General features: G+C 70.7%; 13 protein-coding genes, 1 tRNA gene and 1 pseudogene. 14 read left to right on the plus strand and 1 reads right to left on the minus strand.

Annotated features, from left to right (window positions below):
• Positions 1-92: 92 nt before the first annotated feature.
• The 3 genes from V9U70_RS28075 to V9U70_RS28085 all read left to right on the plus strand — a co-directional run bounded on the left by V9U70_RS28075 (position 93) and on the right by V9U70_RS28085 (position 12,207).
• Complete coding sequence (locus V9U70_RS28075) at positions 93-10,790, plus strand: LamG-like jellyroll fold domain-containing protein (RefSeq protein ID WP_336679764.1); 10,698 nt, start codon at positions 93-95, stop codon at positions 10,788-10,790.
• 24 nt (positions 10,791-10,814) lie between these two features.
• Positions 10,815-11,546 carry a hypothetical protein gene (locus tag V9U70_RS28080; protein ID WP_336679766.1) on the plus strand — a complete coding sequence of 244 codons (732 nt, stop codon included), beginning with the start codon at positions 10,815-10,817 and terminating at the stop codon, positions 11,544-11,546.
• Between the two features lie 367 nt (positions 11,547-11,913).
• Positions 11,914-12,207 carry a hypothetical protein gene (locus tag V9U70_RS28085; protein WP_336679768.1) on the plus strand — a complete coding sequence of 98 codons (294 nt, stop codon included), beginning with the start codon at positions 11,914-11,916 and terminating at the stop codon, positions 12,205-12,207.
• A gap of 395 nt (positions 12,208-12,602) precedes the next feature.
• Here V9U70_RS28085 and V9U70_RS28090 read toward each other — a convergent pair.
• Positions 12,603-12,674 (minus strand) — tRNA-Arg (locus V9U70_RS28090).
• 245 nt (positions 12,675-12,919) lie between these two features.
• Here V9U70_RS28090 and V9U70_RS28095 point away from each other — a divergent pair.
• The 11 genes and pseudogenes from V9U70_RS28095 to prmC all read left to right on the plus strand — a co-directional run bounded on the left by V9U70_RS28095 (position 12,920) and on the right by prmC (position 25,284).
• Positions 12,920-13,333: a response regulator gene (locus tag V9U70_RS28095; protein WP_336679770.1), complete on the plus strand. Its 414-nt coding sequence runs from the start codon at positions 12,920-12,922 to the stop codon at positions 13,331-13,333.
• 55 nt (positions 13,334-13,388) lie between these two features.
• A complete protein-coding gene (nrtL, locus tag V9U70_RS28100) occupies positions 13,389-14,528 on the plus strand; it encodes an ArgS-related anticodon-binding protein NrtL (RefSeq protein ID WP_336679771.1) in 1,140 nt (379 codons plus the stop codon).
• Positions 14,529-14,559: 31 nt separating this feature from the next.
• Positions 14,560-15,951 carry a diaminopimelate decarboxylase gene (gene lysA / locus V9U70_RS28105; protein ID WP_336679772.1) on the plus strand — a complete coding sequence of 464 codons (1,392 nt, stop codon included), beginning with the start codon at positions 14,560-14,562 and terminating at the stop codon, positions 15,949-15,951.
• A gap of 99 nt (positions 15,952-16,050) precedes the next feature.
• Complete coding sequence (locus V9U70_RS28110) at positions 16,051-17,340, plus strand: homoserine dehydrogenase (RefSeq protein ID WP_336680123.1); 1,290 nt, start codon at positions 16,051-16,053, stop codon at positions 17,338-17,340.
• A 6-nt stretch (positions 17,341-17,346) separates the two neighbouring features.
• Complete coding sequence (gene thrC, locus V9U70_RS28115) at positions 17,347-18,417, plus strand: threonine synthase (RefSeq protein WP_336679774.1); 1,071 nt, start codon at positions 17,347-17,349, stop codon at positions 18,415-18,417.
• Between the two features lie 375 nt (positions 18,418-18,792).
• Positions 18,793-19,710 carry a homoserine kinase gene (gene thrB / locus V9U70_RS28120; protein WP_336679776.1) on the plus strand — a complete coding sequence of 306 codons (918 nt, stop codon included), beginning with the start codon at positions 18,793-18,795 and terminating at the stop codon, positions 19,708-19,710.
• Between the two features lie 389 nt (positions 19,711-20,099).
• Positions 20,100-22,118 carry a transcription termination factor Rho gene (rho, locus tag V9U70_RS28125; protein WP_336679778.1) on the plus strand — a complete coding sequence of 673 codons (2,019 nt, stop codon included), beginning with the start codon at positions 20,100-20,102 and terminating at the stop codon, positions 22,116-22,118.
• A gap of 304 nt (positions 22,119-22,422) precedes the next feature.
• A pseudogene (locus tag V9U70_RS28130) lies at positions 22,423-22,740 on the plus strand (LCP family protein); the annotation flags it as partial.
• Between the two features lie 195 nt (positions 22,741-22,935).
• On the plus strand, positions 22,936-23,160 hold the full coding sequence (rpmE, locus tag V9U70_RS28135; RefSeq protein ID WP_336680124.1) for a 50S ribosomal protein L31: 225 nt from the start codon (positions 22,936-22,938) through the stop codon (positions 23,158-23,160).
• Between the two features lie 155 nt (positions 23,161-23,315).
• Entirely contained in the window at positions 23,316-24,392 is a 1,077-nt protein-coding gene (gene prfA, locus V9U70_RS28140; protein ID WP_336679780.1) for a peptide chain release factor 1, read from the plus strand.
• A gap of 46 nt (positions 24,393-24,438) precedes the next feature.
• A complete protein-coding gene (prmC, locus tag V9U70_RS28145) occupies positions 24,439-25,284 on the plus strand; it encodes a peptide chain release factor N(5)-glutamine methyltransferase (protein WP_336679781.1) in 846 nt (281 codons plus the stop codon).
• The last annotated feature ends 45 nt before the right edge of the window (positions 25,285-25,329 follow it).

Here is a 25,329-nt window from a genome sequence, read left to right on the forward strand (position 1 = left end):
AGAGGGCAGCGCTGATGCGTTCTCGTTGGGTTCGAACGGCCCGAATATTTCCGTCCGGCCCACGGGGGCGCGCACGGCTCAGACGGATAGCCTTGTCCGTCCTCATCGTTTTCTCCTTCACCCTCACCACGGAGACGGCCGCGGCCACCGGGGCCACGCTGCCCCGGCTCTCCATGCCCCAGCTGTCCCTGGCCGGGCTCTGGAAGTGGTCGCAGACCTCCCCGCTGGACGTGCCCGTCCAGCAAGGGGGGACCGCCCGCGGGAAGAGCCACACCACCTCCTCCGCCGCCACCTCGGCCGAGGGCGACGCGGGTCGCAAGCCCGGCAAGGGCCGCGGTGAACTCGCTCCGTACGAGCGGCCGACGCCCGACGCCGGCAAGGCGACGACCGAACCGGTCGCCGGCACCGCCGAGAGCTTCGACGAGAAGACCAGCGAGCGCGACGCGAAGAAGTCCACCGAGACCACGGACCACTACGTCAACGCCGACGGCTCCACCACGGTCCGCCACTACCCGGGCCGCACCAACTTCCGTGCGAAGGACGGTTCCTGGGAGCCGATCGACACGAAGCTCACCGAGGCCGAGGACGGCCGGCTGGAGCAGACGGCCAACTCCCTGGAGGTCGGGTTCGCCCCGGACGCCGCCGACCAGGCGCTCGCCTCGGTCGACTTCGGCGACGACCGCTCCCTCGCCTACGCGTTGCAGGGCGCCCGCGCGGCAGCCCCGGTCGTCAACGACGACGGCACGGTCACCTACCCGGACGTCCTGCCCGGCACCGACCTGCTGCTCGCCCCGCTCGCGGAGGGCTTCAAGGAACACCTCGTCCTGCACTCCGCGGACACCGCCAACTCCTGGGTTTTCCCCCTCGATCTCCAGGGGCTGACCCCGCGGATCACCGCCGACGGCGACGTGGAGTTCACGGACGCCGACGGCGAGGTCACCGCGACCATGCCGCACGCCTTCATGACCGACTCCAAGATCGACGAGCGATCCGGCGACCCGACCCTCTCGCAGGCCGTCGACTACGAGCTCACCACCGTCGACGACAAGCCCGCCCTGCGGATGACCGCTGACCGCGCGTGGCTCGACGACCCCGCCCGCGTCTACCCCGTCATGGTCGACCCGACCATCGCCGCCAGCAACTCCACGTACGCCCAGAACACCATCCCGGGCAACCACTCGACCGAGAGCCAGATCAAGGTCGGGTCCTACGACGCGGGAACCAACCGGGCCCTCTCCTTCCTCCAGTTCTCCTCCCTGGGCACCACCCTCAAGGGCAAGCGGGTCACCGCCGCCACCCTCAACCTGCACGCCCTGTGGTCCTCGACCTGCGCCGCCAGGCCCTTCTCCGTGCACCCGATCGCCAAGTCCTGGACGCCGGCCGGGATCACCGCCTACCCCGGCCCGGCCATCAGCCCGGCCATCGGCGGTGCCACCGTCAACCCCGGCGCCTCCTGCTCCAACACCAGCGGCGGCGCCGGCGTCGGTGTGAAGATGGCGGCCAAGCTCTCCACCGCCTGGTTCGACGCGGTCGCCACCGGCAGCCCCAACTACGGGCTCGCGGTCACCGCCCCGGTCAACGACGCGCTGCACTGGAAGAAGTTCCACTCCGACAACGCGACCAACAGCGCCTTCCGCCCGGCGCTCGACCTCACCTACACGGCCAACAAGAAGCCGCAGATCAACGCCCAGTACCCGCCCGCCAACCACCAGGCGCCCACCCTGCGCCCCGAGCTGTTCGTCTACGCCAGCGACGCCGACAAGTGGCCGATGGCCAAGCTGAACTACGCCTTCGAGGTGTACGACGCCGACAGCACCAGCACCACCCCCGTCGCCACGTCCGGCGTGATCACCAAGGGCAGCTGGAAGGTGCCCGCGGGCAAGCTCAAGTGGAGCAAGGACTACACCTGGTTCGTCAGCGTCTCCGACGGCTACGACTCGGTGATGTACTCGGCCAGCAGCTTCTCCACCGCCGTCCCCCAGCCGCCGGTCACCTCCGGCCTCGCCCAGAACACCGACGGCCACGAGTTCGACCCCAGCGACGGCAACTACACCACCAGCGACACGGACGCCGAGATCGAGGTCGTCGGCCCCTCGCTGTCCGTCGAGCGCTCGTACAACAGCCGCGACCCCCGGCGTGACGGCGCCTTCGGCGCCGGCTGGTCCACCGCCCTGGACATGAAGGCCGTCGAGGTCAAGGACGGCGCCGGCGCACTCTCCAGCGTCATCATCACCTACCCCGGCGGCGAGCAGGTGGCCTTCGGCCGCAACAGCGACGGCGCCTTCGTCCCGCCGATGGGCCGCTACGCCCGGCTCGCCGCGGCCACCAGCGGCGGTGGCTACACGCTGACCGACAAGGACTTCACCACCTACTCCTTCCAGCAGGCCACCGGCCGGCCGGGTTCCTTCGCGATCTCCGGCATCAAGGACTACGCGGGCCGCACGGAGACCTTCGCCTACACCTCCGGCCGGCTGTCCAAGGCCACCAACGTGACGTCCAGCCGGTCCCTGACCTTCGCCTGGAGCACACCCGCCGGGGCCACCGCCCCCCACGTCTCCACCGTGACCACCGACCCGGCCACCCCCGGCGACGCGGACACCGCCCAGACCTGGACCTACGGCTACGACGGCGACCAGCTCACCGAGGTCTGCCCGCCCGCGGACGCCACCAAGTGCACCACGTACGGCTACACCACGGGCAACCACTACCGCACCACCGTCCTCGACGCCTCCCCGTACGCCTACTGGCGGCTCGGCGAAGGGGCAGGGGAGACCGGGGCCAAGGACTCCGTCGACATCAACCTGGGCAAGTACAACGGTCTGTTCCGCAACGTGACCCCGGGCGCCACCGGCCCGCTGGCGGGCTCCACCCAGAAGGCAGCCGCCTTCAACGGCACCACCTCCTACGTCGAGATGCCCAGCGCCCCCGGCGCCACCCCCTCGTACGCGTCCGTCTCGCTGTGGTTCAAGACCAACAAGGCGGGCGGTGTCCTCTTCTACTACGGTGACAAGCCGCTCAGCGGCAGCGACCCGGTCGGCACCACCACCAAGAACACCCCCGCGGTCTACGTCGGCATGGACGGCAAGCTGCGCGGCTGCCTGGCCATGTCCCCGGGCTGCATGAGCACCATCACCTCCGGCGCCACCGTCACCGACGGCAAATGGCACCAGGCGGTCCTCACCGGCGCTGCCAACACCCAGACCCTGTACCTCGACGGCGTCGACCAGGGCAGCCTGTCGGGCACCATCAACGACTGGGAGCAGCCCTACATCTCGCTCGGCGCCGGTGTGAACACCGACGGCTGGCCCAGCATGAACCCGAACGACAAGCTCGGGCACTTCACCGGCCACCTCGCCGAGGTCGCCATCTACTCCGACGCGCTCCAGCCGTCGGTCATCACCGCCCAGTACCAGGCCGCCACCCGGCCCGCGGGGCTCCTCAACAAGATCACCTCGCCGGGCGGCAAGATCCAGTCGTCGGTGACCTACGGGACCACCGACGACCTGGTCCTCGACGCCACCGACAGCGACGGCGGCACCTGGAAGCTCAACCCCGCCACCGTCACCGGCTCCTCCCAGGTCTACCGCTCGGCCGTGATGGGTTCAGCGCCCACCGGCTACTGGCGCCTGGGCGACACCCAGGGCGCCCCCGAGGCCGCCAACGAGATCCACACCGGCTTCGGCGCCTACAGCGACGTCACCCAGGGCGTCACCGGACCCTTCGGCGCGGGCGACTCCACAGCGGTCACCTTCAACGGCACGTCCTCCTACGCGGAGATCCCCTACGGCCCGTGGCACGGCAAGCAGGACCGCGCGGTCGAGCTCTGGTTCAAGACCGCCAAGCCCGGTGTCCTGATGGCCGACCAGCAGCGCGCCCCCGACGACCCGGCCGGCGTCGGCGGCAGCTGGACCCCGACCCTGTACGTCGGCAGCGACGGAAAGCTGCGCGGCCACTGGTGGAGCGTCTCCGGCTCCGGCAACGTCGACTTCGGCTCGAAGGCCGCGGTCACCGACGGCAAGTGGCACCACGTGGTGCTCTCCGCCAGCGGCAACCAGCAGACCCTCTACGTCGACGGCGTCAAGCAGGCCGACTACGCCGGCGCGGCCAAGGACCAGTCCAACACCCGCACCTTCCTCGGCGCGGGCTTCGCCAAGACCTGGTTCAGCTCGCCCGGCGACGTCAGCTACTTCACCGGCGCGATGGCCGACGTCGCGGTCTACTCCGCGCCCCTGAGCGCCGACGACGTCGAGCGTCACTGGTCGGCGTACAAGGCGTCCTCCGGCATCGCACCGGTCCGCACGGTCAAGCTGACCGACCCCACCGACAAGACGCTCACCTACGTGTACGACGCGGAGATGGGCAACCGCCTGCTCGCCGCCGTCGACACCCGCGGCAAGCGCACGACCTACGGCTACGACACCGGCGGCTTCCTGCGCACGGTCACCGACGCCAACGGCAACCGCAGCATCACCGGCCACGACGTGCGCGGCAACGCGGTCTCCACGACCACCTGCCAGGACACGGCCGCCGACAAGTGCGCCACCGAGTACTACACCTACTACCCGGACGCGACCACGGCCTTCCCGCCGATGGACCCGCGCAACGACCTGCTCCTCACCGAGCGCGACGGCCGCTCCTCCGGGCCCGGCGACAACACCTACCTCACCACCTACGCCTATGACGCCGGCGGCAACCTCACCTCGGTGACCACCCCGCCGGTGCCGGGCCACCCGCAGGGCCGCACCGCCACCACCGCCTACACCACCGCCGCCACCCCCGCGGCGGACGGCGGCACCGCCCCCGCCGGGCTGGTCTCCCACGTGGTGACCCCGGGCGCCAAGAGGACCTCGTACACCTACAACAAGAACGGCGATCTCGCCGAGACCACGGACGCCAACGGGGCCAGGCTGAAGCAGGTCTACGACGCCCTCGGCCGCCAGACGGCGAGCACGGAGACATCCGACGCCCACCCGGCCGGACTGACCACCCGCTACACCTACGACAAGAACGACCAGGTCGTCACCGAGACCAGCCCCCCCGTCACCAACCGGGTCACCGGCGCGGTCCACACCGCGCGGACCACCACGGTCTACGACGCCGACGGCAACGTGACGGAGCAGACCGTCGCCGACCTCACCGGCGGTGACGCGGCGCGCACCACCAAGGTGACCTACGACGCGTACAACCGGATGGAGAGCCGCACCGATCCGGGCGGCGCCACCACTGCCTTCGCCTACGACGTCTACGGCAACAAGATCCGCGAGACCGACGCCGAAGGCAACGTCAACACCTACACCTTCGACGCCGAGGGCCGCCCCCTCACCACGAGCCTGCTCGACTACCGGGGCGACCCGGCCGACCCGACCGCGCCCACCACCCTCGTCCAGGAGTCCCGCGCCTACGACCCGGCGGGCCGACTGGCCTCCCTCACCGACGCGATGGGCTGGGTGACCGCGTACACCTACACCGACGACGGGCTGTCGGCCACCGTGGTCCGCAAGGACCCGCAGACCGGCGCCTCGTTCACGGAGCAGGCCAACACCTACGACGCGGTCGGCAACCTGATCAAGCAGGTCACCAACGACGGCCGGACCACCAGCACGTTCACCGTGGACGCGGCGGACCGGGTCACCTCCAGCGTGCTGGACCCCGGCGGCCTGGCCCGATCCACCACCGTCACCTACGGCCCCGACGACCATGTCGTCAGCGAAAGCGACTTCGACCCGGCGACCGGCCGGACCAGCACCTCCGACACCACCTACGACAACCTCGGCAACATCACCAGCAACACCCTGCACGACGGCACCACCGCCCCGGTCGGCCGCTGGAAGCTGGACGAGACCGGGGGCACGACCGCCGAGGACTCCTCCGGCGGCACCCGTGACGCGGTCCTCGGCAGCGCGGTCACCCGCTCCACCGAGCGCGGCGGCTCGACCGTCTTCGACGGCGCCGCCAACGCCTACGGCACGACCGACGCACCGGTGGTCAACACCACCGGCAGCCTCACCGTCTCCGCCTGGGTCAAGCTGGACTCCACGGCCGCCAACCGGACCTTCGTCGCCCAGAACGGCACGAAGGCGAGCGGCTTCCAGCTCTCCTACTCCACGGCCCACGGCTGGACCTTCGGCCGCGCCGCCACCGACACCGGCAACCCGGCGCTCGTTCGCGCCACGTCCGGCACCGCTGCCGTCAGCACCGGCGTCTGGACCCACCTCGCCGGTGTCTACGACAAGAAGGCCGGACAGCTGCGGCTGTACGTCAACGGAACCGCCGCCGGCGCCCCGGCCGCCTTCAACGCCCCCTGGGACGCCAACGGGCCGCTCCAGATCGGGCGCCTGTGGCACAACGGCGGCTACCAGGAGAACCACCAGGGCGCGCTGTCCGACGTCCAGGTCTACAGCGAGGCACTGACCGCCTCCCAGGTCTCCGCCGTCCACGGCGGCGCCCTGCCGGCAGAGGGCAGCGAGGTGCGCACGGTCACCTGGAAGCTCGACCAGCGCGGACTGCCGGTGTCCTCCACCGACCCGAACGGCGACACCACCGACTACGGCTACGACGAGGCCGGCCAGCAGACCACGGTCACCGAGCCGGCCGTCCGGTCCGAGCGGAACGGCGGCGCCGCGGTCACCGTCCGGCCCGTGTCGATGACCGGCTACAACACCTACGGCGAGCCGACGGAGTCCTCCGACCCGCTGGGCGACGTCCTGGTGACGGCCTACGACGCCGAGGGCCAGGAGTCCTCGACGACGCTGCCGAACTACACCCCGCCCGGCGGCGGCGCCCCCCTCACGGCCACCGCCTGGAACGAGTACAACAAGCTCGGCCAGGTCACGGCGGAGGTGGACCCGCTGGGCAACCGCACCACCTACACCTACACCCAGCTGGGCGACCTCGCCTCGGTCACGGAGCCGGGCGGCGACACCACCCGCTTCGCGTACACACCCAACGGCGACCAGCTGTCGGCGACACGGCCGGGCGGTGCTCGTGAGGAGAGCACCTGGGACTATCTCGGGCGTCCGCTGACCAGCACCGACATCGTGCGCCAGCCCACCCAGCGGGCCGTCACGGCGATCAACGAGTACAACGCTCCGGGCGGCGAGCTGTCCCGGACCGTGAGCCCCACCGGGGTCAGCGAGTCGTACACGTACGACGCACTGGGGGACACCACCTCGGTCACCGACAGCGCCGGCAACGTCTCCACCTTCACCTACGACATGGACGGCCGGCCGCTGACGTCGACCGGCCCGGACGGCACCAGCACCCGCAACACCTACGACGGCTTCGGCCAGCTGACCGCCACCAGCGACCTGGCGGCGGACGGCGCGGTGATCCGCACCAGCCGCGCGGCCTACGACCGGGCGGGCAACCCCCGCACGGTCACCGACTACCGCGGCAACACCGTCACCCTCACGACCGACGCGACCGGCCAGATCACCAAGGCCGTCCAGCCGGTCTCCGAGACCGAGTCGATCACCACGACCTTCGGCTACGACGCGGCGGGCAACCGGACGCGCTTCACCGACGGACGCGGCAACCCCTTCGTCACCACCTACAACGCCTGGGGCCTGCCCGAGTCGGAGATCGAGCCCGCCACCCCGGCCCACCCGGACCCGGCGGACCGCACCTTCACGATGGTCTACGACGGCAACGGGCGGCCCAGCCAGTCCCGCGCGCCCGGAAACGTGGTCATCGACAACACCTACGACAGCAAGGGACGGCTCACCAAGCAGACCGGCAGCGGCGCGGAGGCGGAGACCGTCGACCACAGCTACACCTACGACTCCGACGACCGGATCACCTCCGTCGCCGGCCACGAGGAGGACCGCAACACCTTCACGTACGACGACCGCGGGCTGCTGCTGAGCGCCAAGGGGCCGTCGGGCGACTCCTCCTTCAGCTACGACGCCGACGGAGCGATCACCTCGCGCACCGACGCCTCCGGCACCTCCACCTACGGTTACGACGCCGCCGGCCGTCTCAAGACGGCCAAGGACGCCTCGACCGGCACGTCCATGACCTACGGGTACGACGTCAACAGCAACGTGACGTCGGTGGACTACGGGCAGGACAAGTCCCGGCGGGTCTTCTCCTACGACGCCCTGGAACGCCTCACCTCCGACCGGCTGACCTCGCCGACCGGAAAGCTGCTGGCGTCGGTCGCCTACGGCTACGACGTCAACGGCAACGAGATCTCCAAGACCACCACGGGCGTGGCGGGAGCGTCGTCGAACACCTACACCTACGACCGGGCGAACCGGATCACGTCCTGGAACAACGGCTCCACCACCGAGCAGTACGGCTACGACGCGTCGGGCAACCGCACACGGGTCGCCGGTGACACCTACACCTACGACGCCCGCAACCGACTCACCTCGGACGGGCACAACACCTACGGGTACACGGCCCGGGGCACCCTGAGCGTGCTCACCGACGAGGCGGGGCAGCAGACGGCGATCAAGGCGGACGCCTTCAACCGGATCATCCGGGAAGGCGACCGGACGTACACGTACGACGGACTCGACCGGGTGCTCACGGCGCGGGACGAGGACGGCGGACAGACCCCCTTCGCCTACAGCGGCGCGGGCAACGACGTCGCCTCCGACGGGTACACCGCCTACAGCCGCAACGCCGACGGCTCGGTCATGGGCATGAAGTCGACGCTGTCGGCGGTGCTGGTCCTGACCGACCTGCACAACGACGTGGTGGGGCAGTTCACGGAGTCCGGCGAGGCGCTGACCGGCTCGACGACCTACTCGCCGTTCGGCAAGGTCATGGAGTCGCAGACCATGGTCGGCCAGCTCGGCTACCAGTCGGGCTGGACGGACCCGGAGACCGCCAAGGTCAACATGGCCGCGCGCTGGTACTCGCCGGAGACGGGCCAGTTCAACAGCCGGGACACGGTCTCGCTGAACCCGCTGCCGAACTCGGTGAGCGCCAACCGGTACGCGTACGCGAACCAGAACCCGCTGACCGCGACCGACCCGACCGGCCACTGGCCGAGCTTCGTCGACAAGGCTGTCAAGAAGGTCACCAAGAAGGTCAAGAAGGTCGCGAAGTCGGCCTGGAAGAAGACCAAGAAGGCCGTCAAGAAGGTCGCGAGGGTCGTCAAGAAGGCCGCGAAGAAGGTCAAGAAGTACGTCAAGAGGGTCGTCAAGAAGGCGAAGCGGGTGGTCCGCAAGGCCGTTCACTACGTCGCTGACAAGGTGTACAAGGCCAAGAGGTACGTCAAACGGACGTACAAGGCCGTCAAGAAGGTCGCCCACAAGGTCACCAAGACCGTCAAGCGGAAGGTGAAGGCGGCGGCCAAGGTCGTCAAACACGCGGCCAAGAAGGTGGTGAAGCAGGCCAAGAAGGTCGGCAGAGCCGTCAAGAAGGCGGCGAAGGCGACCTCCAACTTCGTCAAGCAGCACGCGGGGACCATCGTGTCGGTCGCCGTGGGGGTGGCGGTCTTCGCGGGCTGCACCGCCGCCACCGGCGGTGTGGGCGTGATCGGCTGCGGGATGCTCGCGGGCGCCGCGGCGAACGCGGTCGGCTACGCGATGAGCGACGGCCCGAAGTCACTGGGCGGATTCGCCGCCGCGGTCGGTGTGGGCGCCCTGACCGGCGCTCTGGGCGGCGCGGCCGGCGGCGCGGCGGTCGGCGCGGTCAGCCGCCTCCTGGCGGGCGCCGGAGGCCGCACGGCCACGGGCGCGGCGATGGGCGCCGCCGGCGGCGCGGCCGAGGGTGTCGTCGGGTACGGCATCTCGTGCGCGGCGCAGCGCAACTGCACGGCGAGCGGCGCTGCCACCTCGATGGCGGTGGGCGCGGCCACGGGCGGCGTGGGCGGTGCGGCGGCGAGCCGTTTCGGCCCGAAGGGCGACCCGCAGCCCCAGGCGAACTCCCAGCCGGCCTCCCCCCGCCCCGGCGGCTGCCGGCGCTCGGGGACCCCGCACAGCTTCACGGGCCTGACCGGCGTCCTGATGGCCGACGGCACGGTGAAGCCCATCTCCGAGGTGAAGGCCGGGGACCAGGTCCTGACGGCGGAGCCGGGCAAGAAGGAGAAGGAGAAGCACAGGGTCAAGGAAGTCATCGTCACCAAGACCGACCGGAACTACGTCGACGTCGTCGTGGAGACGGACGCCGGCCCCCGGACGATCGAGACGACCAAGCACCACCAGTTCTACGAGATCATCCGCAACTCCTGGACCCGGGCGGGCGACCTCGAACCCGGCCAGGAACTCCAGAACGGCGACGGCGAGCCGGCCCGCATCCTCGACGCCGTCGAGTACACGGCCGAGCGGACGACGTACGACCTGAGCGTCGAGGGACTGCACACGTACCATGTGCTGGCGGGGGTTACTCCCGTCCTGGTGCACAACTGCGGTGGCAGCGTTGCCGGGCATTCCGGCACATGCGCGTGCGCGAGCGGTGCGCAGCCACGGTTGACCAACGGGACCATGGGGTCCAACCCGAATGCGACGGTCAATAGGCTCGATCGCAGTAACCAGTACCCAAGTGGATACCGGGCCTCCACGCACCAAGAAATGTCCAACCGTTGGACCGATTCCGCCGGAAACTGGTTCGATGAGCAGGGTAGCGCCATCCCGAGGAACGAGTTGACTTACGACCATGTGCCTCCTGTGGTCGATCATTGGAATTCTTCTGGGTACAACACCAGTCGAGCGGACAGGAATGACTACTACAACGACCCGGACAACTTGGTGCCTATGCGCAGAGGTCCCAACTCCAGTGCAGGCGGCAGGATGACAGCCAGATACCGTCAAGACACAGGCCCCAGTTATTCCCCCTAGAGGATCGACGAAGCAAGAGGTCTCATGAACTTTGAGGAATCTGTGGCAGGGGTTGAAGGCGTGGAGCCCCTCCTTGGGATGCGAGACGCATGGCGGTGGTCGCCCATGCCGAGATTCGTCTTCTCCCTGGCGCTGGACATTGCGCACGACAGTGCCTATCAGATGAATACCATCGATCAATTCGACCATGGGCTCGTCACCGCTGTTCTCGAATTTGCAAGGAAAAACCATCTGGTGGGGAAGGTGAAATACGCCACGCCCTTCACAGTCGCTCCTGGGTTCACGGTCGAGTCCCACGGATTCGATGTTGTTGTGGCCGTTCCGCCTGCGGTGCACCAGTACCACTTTGGCCGGGGCAATACCCTGGGAGAGAGGGTCACCGGAGTGTTCCCGGCGTACAGCTGTGAATTCTCCGGGCGCGAGACACTTGAGGAGGCGATTCACCGTTTCAAGCGGATGATCCGTCCTACAGTGGTCGGGCGGCCGCCGGTGCCGTATCTCCGGATGCGGTACGAGAACACCAGAACCGGCAGTGGTAGCGTCGGAGCGTTCCGAGGCTTCACCACCAGTGATGTGCTGCTCAGGGAGCTTGCGTTGCTGAAGGGGGCTGTGGATAGTTTTGTCGAGTGGGAGAACTTCCGTGGCGAACTGTGGCACGTCACCTGGGACGGCTCCTGGCATGTCAACGGGGCTACCCGAAACGAACCACTGTCCGAAAGTGCTGTGCTGAGCACCTTGGGGTGCCCGGCAGCTTAGGACCGGTGACGCGAAAGTCGAGTTAGTACCGCCAGGGGGCGTGGAATTCATCGATGAATTCCACGCCCCCTGACGGCATCTCCGGTCGTAGTTCCGCTTCCTGAATGATGGGAATCTCGTCCAGGACGTAGCGGACGTGTGGGCCGCCGAGGTAGTCGTGGATGGGGTGCGGCTGGCGTCGGCTGGAGAGGCGGCGGCTCTCGGCGGTGAGCCAGTCCGGGACCTTCCGCTCTCGGTGAAGACCCTGAAGCGCATCCGGCCCTTGGTGCTGCTCGCCGGCACCCCGGTCACCGGCAATCTGAGCCCGTTCGCACTTCGGGCAGCTGCCGGCCAGCAGAGTGCCGTGGGCGTCTGATAGACCCTGGCTGTGACGTTCGTGGTGGTGGTCGAGGGCGAGGCGGGCGGATGGCACGTCGATCGGGGCGCCCTGACCGAGGTCGTCCGTGCTCGGTGGACGGAAGTCGAGATCGATGCGTCGGTCCGTAGTGCAGCGCGCAGTCTCACCTGGAGTCTCGGTTCAGCGAACGGCCCGGGCGAGCTCTATCTGCACGAGGACGGAACCTGCCTGTACATGGACGTGGGGGAGGGGGGCGCGATCTGGTCGGCAATCGCCTTCCGCAGGCTTGACGCCCGCCCACCTCGACCTCGTGTTCTGCGATGAGAGCTACACCTTCGACGTGCGCGTGTCAGCCGGCGCCACCGAGGCCGAAGTGATGGCCCTGGTGAGTGCCGCAGACTGAGCTCAGCCCGCAGTGGCGAGGCGGAGGGCCAAGGACGGTCTTTACGGAGTCGGTGATATGGGCGGTGCCGCACCGGAGCTTCCGCGCCACGAGTTTCCCAGCGGGGCGCACGCGTATACGCGGCCGGGGCCCGTCGCCTATGGCCTGCGCCCGCGTATGTGCTCCGGTCGCAGTGCCGGTGCCGGTGCCGGTGCCGGTGCCGGTGGCAGTGCTCGTGCCGGTGCTGCGCTGACTGACACCCGCCGACCCATGGCAAAAGGCCCCCCGATCTGGCTTCATGCCTGATCAGAGGGCCTTCATGGCACCTGAACTACGGTGCCCCCGGCAGGATTCGAACCTGCGCACCCGGCTCCGGAGGCCGATGCTCTATCCCCTGAGCTACGGGGGCGTATCGCGGTGCTGCTCTGCGACGGGTGAAACACTACCAGCTCCCGCAGGGTGCCCGTGAACAGGTATTCCGTCGCGCCGCCCGTCGGGCCCCGTCCGTCGGAGCGGTCGGCGAGGACCGCCGGCCACCCCTCCGGGTCGGCCGGCGAGCGTGATCGCCACCCGTCCGGGGCGGAAGTGGACGAAAGCCGGACGCGGGTGCCGAGGCCGTCCTACTCTCGAAGAGTGCCAGGGGCGTTTGGCCGCGTGCTTGTTGTCGACGACAACAAGGTCATCCGGCAGTTGATCAGGGTCAATCTCGAGCTGGAGGGCTTCGAGGTCGTGACCGCGGTCGATGGCGTCGAATGCCTGGACCTCGTGCACCGGCTCCGGCCCGACGCCGTCACCCTCGACGTCGTGATGCCCCGGATGGACGGTCTGGAGACCGCCACCCGCCTCCGCTCCGACCCCCGGACGCGCCGCCTCCCCCTCGCCGTCATCAGCGCCTGCACCCCGCGGGAGGTCGACGCGGGCGTCGCCGCCGGCGTCGACGCGTTCCTGGCGAAGCCGTTCGAGCCCAGCGAGTTGGTGCGCATCGTGCGCCGACTGGTCACCGGAGAGGACCGGCCCCCGGTGGACGGGCGGCACGGCGCCGGGCGGGCGGGGAGCACGGCCGGCTGACCGGATGGCGAAACAGGGTCGCGGAGCGCCCCCCTGTCTCACCTACGCTTGTCCCGTGACCCCCGCCGAACTCTCCTCCACCGTGCTGCACGCCGTGCGCCGCGCGGTCGACGAGGACGCCCTGCGCGCGCCCGTGCCCGCGCGTGTGCGGGTGGAGAGGACACGCCCCGGGGGCCGCGGGGACTACGCCTGCGCCGTCGCGCTCCAGCTCGCCGGGCCGGCTGCGCTGCCCGCCCTGGAGGTGGCCCGCATCCTGCGGGAGCGGGTCGCGGACGAGCCCGGTGTCGGACGGGTCGAGGTCACCGGACCGGGGTTCCTGAGCTTCACCCTCGACGCCCCCGCCGCCCGCCGTCGGGCCCTCCTCGCCGCCGTACGGGAGCGGGGCCTCGCGTACGGGCACGGGGACGCGCTGCGGGACGAGACCGCGCACCTCCACCACGCCCGCGAGGTGCGCGCCGCGGTCACCGCCGACGCCGTGCGCCGACTCCTGGCGGCACAGGGCGCCCAGGTCCGTGCGAGCTGTGAGCAGGCGCCCGACCCGGACTGGGCCCGCCTCGGCGTCACCGTGGACTCCTGCGGCGCGCCGCCCGCGTCGTCCGCCCCGGTCCGCCCCGTCCCCGCGGGCGCCGCAGCCGCGGAGCTGCTGGAGCGGCTCGGGCCCGACGCGGCCCGGTGGGGGCTGCTGCGCCCGGCCGGGCACGACCGGGCGCAGCTCGGCGCCGGCCTCCTCGTCCAGGGCGAGGCCAACGCGCTCTTCCGGGTCCGGTATGCCCACGCCAGGGCCCGTGCCCTCACCCGCGGGGCCGCCGCACTCGGGTTCACCGCGGAGCAGCCCTCCCAAGCCCCCGAGCCCTCCAGCTCGCCTGAGCCGCCCCGGCCGTCCGAGCCGTCCGGGTCCTTTGAGGCGGACGCATACGAGGAGGGCCCCGCCCGTCGCCTGCTCGACCTCGTCGCCGATCACCCCGCCGTCCTGCTCGCGGCAGCACGTCACCGCGCGCCCGACCGGGTCGCCCGGCAGCTGGAAGCCGTCGCGCTCGCGTTCTTCGACTTCCACGACTCCTGCCCGCCGCTTCCCGCCGGCGACGAGAAACCCTCGGCCGCCCACCGTGCCCGGCTGGTTGTCGCCGAAGCCGCCGGGACGGTGCTGGCAGGCGGCCTGTCCCTGCTCGGCATCCGCGCGCCCGAACATCTCTGACGAGATCCGAAGAGACCCGAGAGAACACACGATGAGCCGCTCCGCACACCCCGCCGGACCCCGCCACGCCGACGTCCTGGCCGAGGGGCACTACTCCGCGCCCGCCGCCGACCTCAACGCGCTGGACGAGAAGGTCTGGGCCCGTACCGTCGCCCGCGACGCGGACGGCGCCCTCACCGTCGGCGGGATCGCCGTCACCCGGCTCGCGGAGGAGTTCGGCACCCCCGCCTACTTCCTCGACGAGAGTGACTTCCGCGCCCGGTGCCGGGCCTGGGCCGACGCCTTCGGGCCGGACGCGGACGTCTTCTACGCCGGCAAGGCCTTCCTCTCCCGCGCCGTCGTGCGCTGGCTCACGCAGGAGGGGCTCAACCTCGACGTCTGCTCCGGCGGGGAGCTGACCACGGCCCTCGACGCGGGGATGCCCGCCGAGCGCATCGCCTTCCACGGCAACAACAAGACCGTCGCCGAGATCGAGCGGGCCATCGGGGCGGGGGTCGGCCGAATCGTCCTCGACTCGTTCCAGGAGATCGCCCGCGTCGCCCACATCGCCCAGCGGCACGGCAAGCGCCAGCGCGTCCAGATCCGCGTCACCGTCGGCGTCGAGGCGCACACCCACGAGTTCATCGCCACCGCGCACGAGGACCAGAAGTTCGGGATCGCGCTGGCCGACGGGCAGGCGGCAGAGGCGGTGCGCCGCGCGCTCACCCTCGACGGGCTCGAACTCATCGGCATCCACTCCCACATCGGCTCGCAGATCTTCGACATGGCCGGCTTCGAGGTGTCCGCCCGGCGCGTGGTGCAGCTGCTCGCCGAGGTCCGCGACGAACACGGCGTCGAGCTGCCCGAGATCGACCTCGGCGGCGGCCTCGGCATCGCCTACACCTCCGAGGACGACCCCCGCGAGCCGCACGAGATCGCCAAGGCGCTCAGCGACATCGTCACCCGCGAGTGCGAGGCCGCCAAGCTGCGCACCCCCCGTATCTCCGTGGAGCCGGGCCGCGCCATCGTCGGCCCCACGGCCTTCACGCTGTACGAGGTGGGCACCGTCAAGCCGCTGGAGGGGCTGCGGACGTACGTCAGCGTCGACGGCGGCATGTCCGACAACATCCGCACCGCGCTGTACGACGCCGAGTACAGCGTGGCCCTCGTCTCGCGGACGTCGGACGCCGAACCGATGCTGGTCCGGGTGGTCGGCAAGCACTGCGAGAGCGGTGACATCGTGGTCAAGGACGCGTTCCTCCCCGCCGACCTCGCCCCCGGCGACCTCATCGCCGTCCCCGCCACCGGCGCGTACTGCCGTTCCATGGCGAGCAACTACAACCACGCCCTGCGGCCGCCGGTCGTCGCCGTCCGCGACGGGGAGGCCCGCGTCATCGTCCGGCGCGAGACGGAGGAAGATCTTCTGCGTCTCGATGTCGGCTGATGAAATAGTCATCTCAGAATCCGGACGGGTGGCAGAATCGCCCGTCCGGTGAGTGAGACTGGTCCCTACATGAGCATGGATGAGAAACGAGGTCGGATGATGCGTACGCGTCCGCTGAAGGTGGCGCTGCTGGGCTGCGGTGTGGTCGGCTCAGAGGTGGCGCGCATCATGACGACGCACGCCGACGACCTCGCGGCACGCATCGGCGCCCCCGTCGAGCTCGCCGGCGTGGCCGTGCGCCGGCCCTCCAAGGTGCGCGAGGGCATCGACCCCGCACTGATCACCACCGACGCGACCGCGCTCGTGCGGCGCGGCGACATCGACGTCGTCATCGAGGTCATCGGAGGCATCGAGCCCGCCCGCGCGCTCATCACCACCGCCTTCGAGCACGGCGCGAGCGTCGTCTCCGCCAACAAGGCACTCCTGGCCGAGGACGGCGCGGCACTGCACGCCGCCGCCGAGAAGCACGGCCGCGACCTCTACTACGAGGCCGCCGTCGCCGGGGCCATCCCGCTGGTGCGGCCCCTGCGCGAGTCGCTCGCCGGGGACAAGGTCAACCGGGTGCTCGGCATCGTCAACGGCACGACCAACTTCATCCTCGACAGGATGGACACCAGCGGCGCCGGTTACTCCGAGGCGCTCGACGAGGCCACCGCCCTGGGCTACGCGGAGGCCGACCCGACCGCCGACGTAGAGGGTTTCGACGCCGCCGCGAAGGCCGCGATCCTCGCCGGCATCGCCTTCCACACCCGGGTCAGGATCGGTGACGTGCACCGTGAGGGCATCACCGAGGTCACCGCCGCGGACATCGCCTCCGCCCGGCGCATGGGCTGCACCGTCAAGCTTCTCGCCATCTGCGAGCGTGCCGTGGACGGGCGGTCCGTCACCGCCCGGGTGCACCCCGCGATGATCCCGCTCAGCCACCCGCTGGCCTCGGTCCGCGAGGCCTACAACGCGGTCTTCATCGAGGCCGACGCCGCCGGGCAGCTCATGTTCTACGGGCCCGGCGCCGGCGGCTCGCCGACCGCCTCCGCGGTCCTCGGCGACCTCGTCGCGGTCTGCCGCAACAAACTGGGCGAGGCCACCGGACCCGGTGAGTCCGCCTACACGCGCCTGCCGGTCAGCCCCATGGGCGAGGTCGTCACGCGCTACCACATCAGCCTCGACGTGGCCGACAAGCCGGGCGTACTCGCCCAGGTGGCAACGGTCTTCGCCGAGCAGGGCGTATCCATCGATACGGTGCGCCAGCAGGGCAAGGACGGCGAGGCATCGCTCGTCGTCGTCACCCACCGCGCGCCCGACGCCGCCCTCTCCGGGACCGTCGAAGCGCTGCGCAAGCTCGACACCGTGCGCGGTGTCGCCAGCATCATGCGTGTTGAAGGGGAGTAAGGACCCATGACCAGCAAGGGCACCCACCAGTGGCGCGGCATCATCGAGGAGTACCGGGACCGCCTTCCGGTCACGAGCACGACGCCGGTCGTCACGCTTCGTGAGGGCGGTACGCCTCTCGTTCCGGCGCAGGTCCTCTCCGAGCGCACGGGCTGCGAGGTGCACCTCAAGGTCGAGGGCGCCAACCCCACCGGTTCGTTCAAGGACCGCGGCATGACCATGGCCATCACCCGGGCCAAGGAGGAGGGCGCCAAGGCCGTCATCTGCGCCTCCACCGGCAACACCTCGGCCTCCGCCGCGGCGTACGCGGTGCGCGCGGGCATGGTCTGCGCCGTCCTCGTGCCGCAGGGCAAGATCGCGCTCGGCAAGATGGGCCAGGCGCTCGTGCACGGCGCCACGATCCTGCAGGTCGACGGCAACTTCGACGACTGCCTCACCCTGGCCCGCTCGCTCTCCGACAACTACCCGGTGGCGCTGGTCAATTCGGTCAACCCGGTGCGCATCGAGGGGCAGAAGACCGCCGCGTTCGAGATCGTCGACGCGCTCGGCGACGCCCCGGACATCCACGTCCTGCCGGTCGGCAACGCGGGCAACATCACCGCGTACTGGAAGGGGTACACCGAGTACGCCGGCGACGGCGTCTCCTCGCGCGCCCCGCGCATGTGGGGCTTCCAGGCGTCCGGCTCCGCGCCCATCGTGCGCGGCGAGGTCGTCAAGGACCCCTCCACCATCGCCACCGCCATCCGTATCGGCAACCCGGCCTCCTGGAGCTACGCGCTCGCCGCGCGGGACGAGTCGGGCGGCTTCATCGACGAGGTGACGGACCGGCAGATCCTCTCGGCCTACCGGCTGTTGGCCTCCCGGGAGGGCGTCTTCGTGGAGCCCGCGTCGGCCGCGTCCGTCGCGGGTCTGCTCAAGGCCGCAGAAGAGGGCAAGGTCGACCCTGGCCAGCGCATCGTCTGCACGGTCACCGGCAACGGGCTCAAGGACCCCGACTGGGCCGTGGCGGGGGCGCCGCAGCCCGTCACCGTCCCGGTGGACGCGGCCACCGCCGCGGAGAAGCTCGGGCTCGTCTGACCGCGCCGGGTCGGCCGCGGCACGCCCCGGCCGACCCCGGCCAACCGCCACAACACGGTTCAACCGCCCCCTTTTCGGGGCGGAGAGCGCATAGGACGCGTGCGACACGCATCGTGCGCCTCCCGTGCGCCCTGTGTCGCCACAGAACCTTCCTTCGATAAGCTGTACCCCATCCGCCCGACACCCGCCCGACATCCGCCCGCCGCACCACCGCGGTCGCCGTCGCTGGCCGTCGAGCCGGACGCACACCGCCCCCCACCGTGAGGCCCCCGCCGATACCGCCCGTCCGCAGTCACCGCCCCCACGAGCAGAGCCCCGCCGCCGCAGCGCTCCTCGCCCTGCATCCCCGCTGCCTTACAAGGAGTCGTCCGACCGATGGCCGGTCCCGCGTTCCGAGCCGCCGCCGTCAGGGTGCGCGTCCCCGCAACCAGTGCCAACCTGGGACCGGGTTTCGACGCCCTGGGCCTCTCGCTGGGGCTGTACGACGACGTCGTCGTCCGGGTCGCCGACTCCGGGCTGCACATCGACATCGCGGGCGAGGGAAGTGAGACGCTGCCCCGCGACGAGAGCCATCTGCTCGTGCGCTCCCTGCGCACCGCGTTCGACCTGTTCGGCGGACAGCCCCGCGGCCTGGAGATCGTCTGCGCCAACCGCATCCCGCACGGCCGGGGCCTCGGCTCCTCCTCCGCCGCCATCTGTGCCGGAATCGTCGCCGCACGCGCCGTGACGACCGGCGGCGAGGCCCGCCTCGACGACGCGGCCCTGCTGGAGCTGGCGACCGAGATCGAGGGGCACCCCGACAACGTCGCGGCCTGCCTGCTCGGCGGCTTCACGCTCGCCTGGATGGACGGCGGCGCGGCCCGCGCGATCAGGATGGACCCCGCGGCCTCCGTCGTTCCGGTGGTCTTCGTGCCCGGCCGCCCGGTGCTGACGGAAACCGCCCGCGGGCTGCTCCCGCGCACCGTCCCGCACGTCGACGCCGCGCTGAACGCGGGCCGGGCGGCCCTGCTCGTCGAGGCCCTCACCCGCCGGCCCGAGCTGCTGCTCGCCGCCACCGAGGACCGGCTCCACCAGGAGTACCGGGGCCCCGCGATGCCGCAGAGCGTGGAGCTGGTCAACCGGCTGCGGGCGGACAGCGTGCCCGCCGTCATCTCCGGCGCGGGCCCCACCGTCCTCGCGCTGACGGAGGAGGGGACGGCCGACAAGGTCGCCCGTCTGGCGGGGGAGGGCTGGGCGGCCAACCGGCTGGCCCTCGACGCCGCAGGCGCCAGCGTGCTGCCGCTGGCAGCGTAAGCGCAGGTGATTACCGGTGAGCGAGAGGGGGAATGTTAGTTGGAGCCGGTAGTGTTAACCTCAAGTCTGCAACCGACGTCTTCGAGGCGCGTTGCTTCGTGTCCCCATTCGGGACCGCCATTCTTCCGGGAGCCTCCCCAACTGCCTGAGCAGCCTGCCTGAGCAGTTGCGAGCACGCTCCGGAACCGGCACGACACCCCTCGCTCGTCCAGGAGTGGGCCGAGCAGGGGGATCTCGCGCCGGACCCCGCACGTTCATCTCTCCGCCGTACCCGGCGGACCACCGCCCCGGCAAGGTCCGCGATCCAGCAAGATCAACAGACCGCAGTCGGACAGCACAACCGGTCGCCGAGCCAGAAGGCCGACGTCCGCTCCAGGGAAGGACCCTTCGTGAGCGACACCACCGATCTGATGGGCGTGACTGCCGACAAGAACGTCGACAGCGCCGCGCCCGCCGAAGGTGCTGCCACTGGCACCACCGCACGGCGCCGCCGCTCCGGCACCGGCCTCGAGGGCATGGTCCTGGCCGAGCTGCAGCAGGTCGCGTCCGGCCTCGGCATCAGGGGTACTGCGCGGATGCGCAAGAGCCAGCTGATCGAGGTCATCAAGGAGGCACAGGCCGGCGGCGGATCTGCCGCCCCCAAGACCTCCTCCAAGCCCGCCGAGGCCCCCGCAGAGACGGAGAGCAAGCCGAAGCGCCGCGCCACCTCCAAGGCGCGCACCGGGGACGAGGCCGCCGCCGAGAAGGCCGCGGACCAGCAGCAGATCGAGATCCCCGGCCAGCCGGCCAGCGACGACCAGCCCACGGGCGAGCGCCGTCGCCGCCGTGCCACCGCGCAGGCGGGCAGCCCCGACGCCAAGACCGAGGCGAAGACCGACGCCAAGGCCAAGGCGGAGCCGCAGACCGAGCAGAAGACCGAGGACCGGGCGGAGCCGAAGGGCGACGCCAAGGCCGAGGCCGCCACCGACAGCGCCGAGGGACGTCGCGGCGACCGCCGAGACCGCGGAGACCGGGGTGAGCGCGGCGACCGCAGCGAGCGCCGCGAGCGCCAGCGCGACCGCCGCGGCAAGGGCGACGACCAGGGCCAGCAGGGCGGCGGGCAGCGTCAGGGCCAGCGTCAGGGCCAGGGCCAGCAGAACCGCGACAACGGCCCGCAGGACGACTTCGACGACGAGGCGGGCGGCCGTCGCGGCCGTCGTGGCCGCTACCGCGACCGCCGGGGCCGCCGGGGCCGCGACGACTTCGCCGGCGACGTGCAGGTGGCCGACGACGACGTTCTGATCCCCGTCGCGGGCATCCTGGACATCCTCGACAACTACGCGTTCATCCGGACCTCCGGTTACCTGCCGGGCCCGAACGACGTCTACGTCTCGCTCGCCCAGGTCCGCAAGAACGGCCTGCGCAAGGGCGACCACGTCACCGGCGCGGTGCGCCAGCCCAAGGACGGCGAGCGCCGCGAGAAGTTCAACGCGCTGGTCCGCCTCGACTCGGTCAACGGCATGGCGCCGGAGTCCGGCCGGGGCCGCCCCGAGTTCCAGAAGCTGACCCCGCTCTACCCGCAGGACCGGCTCCGCCTGGAGACCGACTCCAACATCCTGACGACGCGGATCGTCGACCTGGTCGCCCCGATCGGCAAGGGCCAGCGCGGACTGATCGTGGCCCCGCCGAAGACCGGCAAGACCATGATCCTCCAGGCCATCGCCAACGCGATCACGGTCAACAGCCCCGAGTGCCACCTGATGGTCGTCCTGGTCGACGAGCGTCCGGAAGAGGTCACCGACATGCAGCGGTCGGTGAAGGGCGAGGTCATCTCCTCGACCTTCGACCGCCCGGCCGAGGACCACACCACCGTCGCCGAGCTGGCCATCGAGCGCGCCAAGCGCCTCGTCGAGCTGGGTCACGACGTGGTCGTCCTGCTCGACTCGATCACCCGTCTGGGCCGCGCGTACAACCTCGCGGCGCCGGCCTCCGGCCGCATCCTCTCCGGTGGTGTCGACTCGACCGCGCTGTACCCCCCGAAGCGCTTCTTCGGCGCCGCGCGCAACATCGAGGACGGCGGCTCGCTGACCATCCTCGCGACCGCGCTCGTCGAGACCGGCTCGCGCATGGACGAGGTCATCTTCGAGGAGTTCAAGGGCACCGGCAACATGGAGCTCAAGCTCGACCGGAAGCTCTCGGACAAGCGCATCTTCCCGGCGGTGGACGTCGACGCGTCCTCCACCCGCAAGGAGGAGATCCTGCTCGGCACCGACGAGCTGGCGGTCGTCTGGAAGCTCCGCCGGGTGCTGCACGCACTCGACCAGCAGCAGGCGATCGAGCTCCTCCTGGACCGGATGAAGAAGACCCAGTCCAACGCGGAGTTCCTGCTCCAGATCCAGAAGACGACGCCGGGCAGCGGCAACGACTGACGCCAGCCTGCCAGGGTCTTCAACTGCCCTGAAGAACCGCCCCGTTACTTCGGTGACGGGGCGGTTTCGTGTGCAGCACCGATCTTCCGTCCCTCTTCCCCATGTGCGCCCACTCCCGTACCCGCACGTGGACACTCGGGAGCCCGTGTGCACGCATCGGGCTATGCCCGGGCAGCACGGAGCGTCGGCTGTCTTGCGGCGTCGCCGCAGGGCCGTTGCCGCAGGGTCGGCGTCGTCGGGCTCAGGCCTGGCGGTGGGAGCTCAGGCCGCCGAGGGCGGTGAACGGTTCCTGCCGTCGAAGGGCGGCGAGCAGTACCTCGGGCTCGTCCGCCCCCCCAAGAGCGTGGGCGTCCGCATTGACCTGGGACGCATCCAGCTCCAGCAGGCCTTCGTCAAGGCGCTGGTGGAGCAGGTGAGGAGCGTCGGGGCGCTCTCCAGCCCGAGGTCGCTGTTCGGGCTCGCCGACGCCGCGGCGAAGGCGGTCACCACCGACTCGGGGCTCGGCTCCGTCAGGAAGCTCACCGGGTTCGCCGGCGGACTCAAGGGGCTGGACGCCGAGGACGTCCACATGGTGACCCTGCCGGGGGAGTACGACCCCGCCGCCCCCGACCGCGCCCTGCCGACCGGGTCGTGGAGTGGCCGCGGGCCCCGGACGGCGCACCGTCACCCTCCGTGCGCGCGCCCTCGGGGAATACCTGCGCACCGCCCCCGGTTTTGGGAGATACGGCCCGTCCTGGCAGACTGGTACGTCGGTCCCGGTTCACGGCCGCGCAATCCGCGCGGACGACCCGGCGCCCTCCCGAAACTAGGAGACACCTTGAAGCGCGACATTCACCCCGAGTACGTCGAGACGCAGGTCAGCTGCACCTGCGGTGCGTCGTTCACCACGCGGAGCACCATCGACAGCGGCGCCATCCGCGCCGAGGTCTGCTCCGAGTGCCACCCGTTCTACACGGGCAAGCAGAAGATCCTCGACACCGGCGGCCGCGTGGCCCGCTTCGAGGCCCGCTTCGGCAAGGCTGCCGGCTCCGCCAGCAAGTAGCGAGCCACTGCGCCGGTTCTCGGCGCCCTCTTCGCGGGGGGCGCCGGAACCGGCGTTTTTTCCGGTCGGGTCCCCGGGGGTACGCCCCCGCGGGACCCCACCCGGCAGTACGCCCTCCAGCAGGCCCGTAGACGTCACCAACCAGGAGCCCCCGAATGTTCGAGGCGGTCGAGGAACTGATCGGCGAACACGCCGGTCTTGAGGAGCAGCTCGCCGACCCGTCGGTCCACGCCGACCAGGCCAACGCGCGCAAGCTGAACAAGCGCTACGCGGAGCTGACCCCGATCGTCTCCACGTACCGGAAGTGGAAGCAGACCGGCGAGGACATCGAGACCGCCCGCGAGTTCGCCGCGGACGACCCGGACTTCGTCGCCGAGGTCAAGAGCCTGGAGCGGCAGCGCGAGGAGCTCACGGAGAAGCTGCGCCTCCTCCTCGTCCCGCGCGACCCCAGCGACGACAAGGACGTGCTCCTGGAGATCAAGGCGGGCGCGGGCGGCGACGAGTCCGCCCTGTTCGTCGGCGACCTGCTGCGCATGTATCTGCGCTACGCCGAGCGCGTCGGCTGGAAGGCCGAGATCATCGACTCGACCGAGTCCGAGCTGGGCGGCTACAAGGACGTCCAGGTCGCCGTGAAGACCAAGGGCGGCAACGGCGCGACCGAGCCCGGCCAGGGCGTCTGGGCCCGGATGAAGTACGAGGGCGGCGTGCACCGCGTGCAGCGCGTGCCCTCCACCGAGTCCCAGGGCCGTATCCACACCTCCGCCGCCGGCGTGCTCGTCACCCCGGAGGCGGAGGAAGTGGACGTCGAGGTCCACGCCAACGACCTGCGGATCGACGTCTACCGCTCGTCCGGCCCCGGCGGGCAGTCCGTCAACACGACCGACTCCGCCGTCCGCATCACCCACCTGCCGACGGGCGTCGTCGCCTCCTGCCAGAACGAGAAGAGCCAGCTCCAGAACAAGGAGCAGGCCATGCGCATCCTGCGCTCCCGGCTGCTGGCCGCCGCCCAGGAGGCCGCCGAGCGGGAGGCCTCCGACGTCCGCCGCAGCCAGGTCCGCACCGTCGACCGCTCCGAGAAGATCCGGACGTACAACTTCCCGGAAAACCGCATCTCGGACCACCGCGTCGGCTTCAAGGCGTACAACTTGGACCAGGTGCTCGACGGTGAGCTGCACCCGGTGATCCAGGCCTGCGTCGACGCCGACTCCGCCGCCAAGCTCGCCAACGCGTAAGCACACCGCCCGCCCCGCACACCCGTAACCCGTACGGAGAACCGCGATGAACCTGCTGCTCGCCGAGGTGGCCCAGGCCACCCAGCGGCTGGCCGACGCCGGTGTTCCCTCACCGCGATTCGACGCCGAGGAACTCGCGGCCTTCGTCCACGGGGTGAAGCGGGGCGAGCTGCACCAGGTGCCGGACACGGACTTCGACGCCCGGTACTGGGAGACGATCGCCCGCCGCGAGGCCCGCGAGCCCCTCCAGCACATCACCGGCCGCGCCTTCTTCCGCTATCTGGAGCTCCAGGTAGGCCCCGGCGTCTTCGTGCCCCGTCCGGAGACGGAGTCGGTCGTCGGCTGGGCCATAGACGCGGTCCGCGCGATGGACGTCGTCGAGCCCGTCGTCGTCGACCTGTGCACCGGATCGGGCGCCATCGCCCTCGCCATGGCGCAGGAGGTCCCGCGCTCCCGCGTGCACGCCGTGGAGCTGTCCGAGGACGCCCTCGTCTGGACCAGGAAGAACGCCGAGGGGTCCCGGGTCACCGTGCACCGCGGGGACGCCCTGAGCGCCCTTCCCGAGCTCGACGGCCAGGTCGACCTGGTGATCTCCAACCCGCCGTACATCCCGCTCACCGAGTGGGAGTACGTCGCCCCGGAGGCCCGCGACCACGACCCCGAGATGGCCCTGTTCTCCGGCGAGGACGGCCTCGACACCATCCGCGGCATCGAGCGCACCGCCCACCGGCTGCTGCGCCCCGGCGGCCTCGTCGTCATCGAGCACGCCGACACCCAGGGCGGCCAGGTCCCGTGGATCTTCACGGAGGAGCTGGGCTGGGCGGACGCCGCCGACCACCCCGACCTGAACAAGCGGCCCCGGTTCGCCACCGCTCGCAAGGCCACGCCGTGACCCGCCCCCGGCACCACCCCCCGTACCCGTACACGCTTGAGGAGG

Source organism: Streptomyces pratensis, assembly GCF_037137275.1.
In the GTDB taxonomy this organism is placed as follows: Bacteria; Actinomycetota; Actinomycetes; order Streptomycetales; family Streptomycetaceae; genus Streptomyces; species Streptomyces pratensis_B.

Bases quoted from the DNA above. Each gene is read 5' to 3' on its own strand.
- V9U70_RS28080 (WP_336679766.1), top strand. From the start codon at position 10,815: ATGAACTTTGAGGAATCTGTGGCAGGGGTTGAAGGCGTGGAGCCCCTC.
- lysA (WP_336679772.1), top strand. From the start codon at position 14,560: ATGAGCCGCTCCGCACACCCCGCCGGACCCCGCCACGCCGACGTCCTG.
- V9U70_RS28110 (WP_336680123.1), top strand. From the start codon at position 16,051: ATGCGTACGCGTCCGCTGAAGGTGGCGCTGCTGGGCTGCGGTGTGGTC.
- thrC (WP_336679774.1), top strand. From the start codon at position 17,347: ATGACCAGCAAGGGCACCCACCAGTGGCGCGGCATCATCGAGGAGTAC.
- thrB (WP_336679776.1), top strand. From the start codon at position 18,793: ATGGCCGGTCCCGCGTTCCGAGCCGCCGCCGTCAGGGTGCGCGTCCCC.
- prfA (WP_336679780.1), top strand. From the start codon at position 23,316: ATGTTCGAGGCGGTCGAGGAACTGATCGGCGAACACGCCGGTCTTGAG.
- prmC (WP_336679781.1), top strand. From the start codon at position 24,439: ATGAACCTGCTGCTCGCCGAGGTGGCCCAGGCCACCCAGCGGCTGGCC.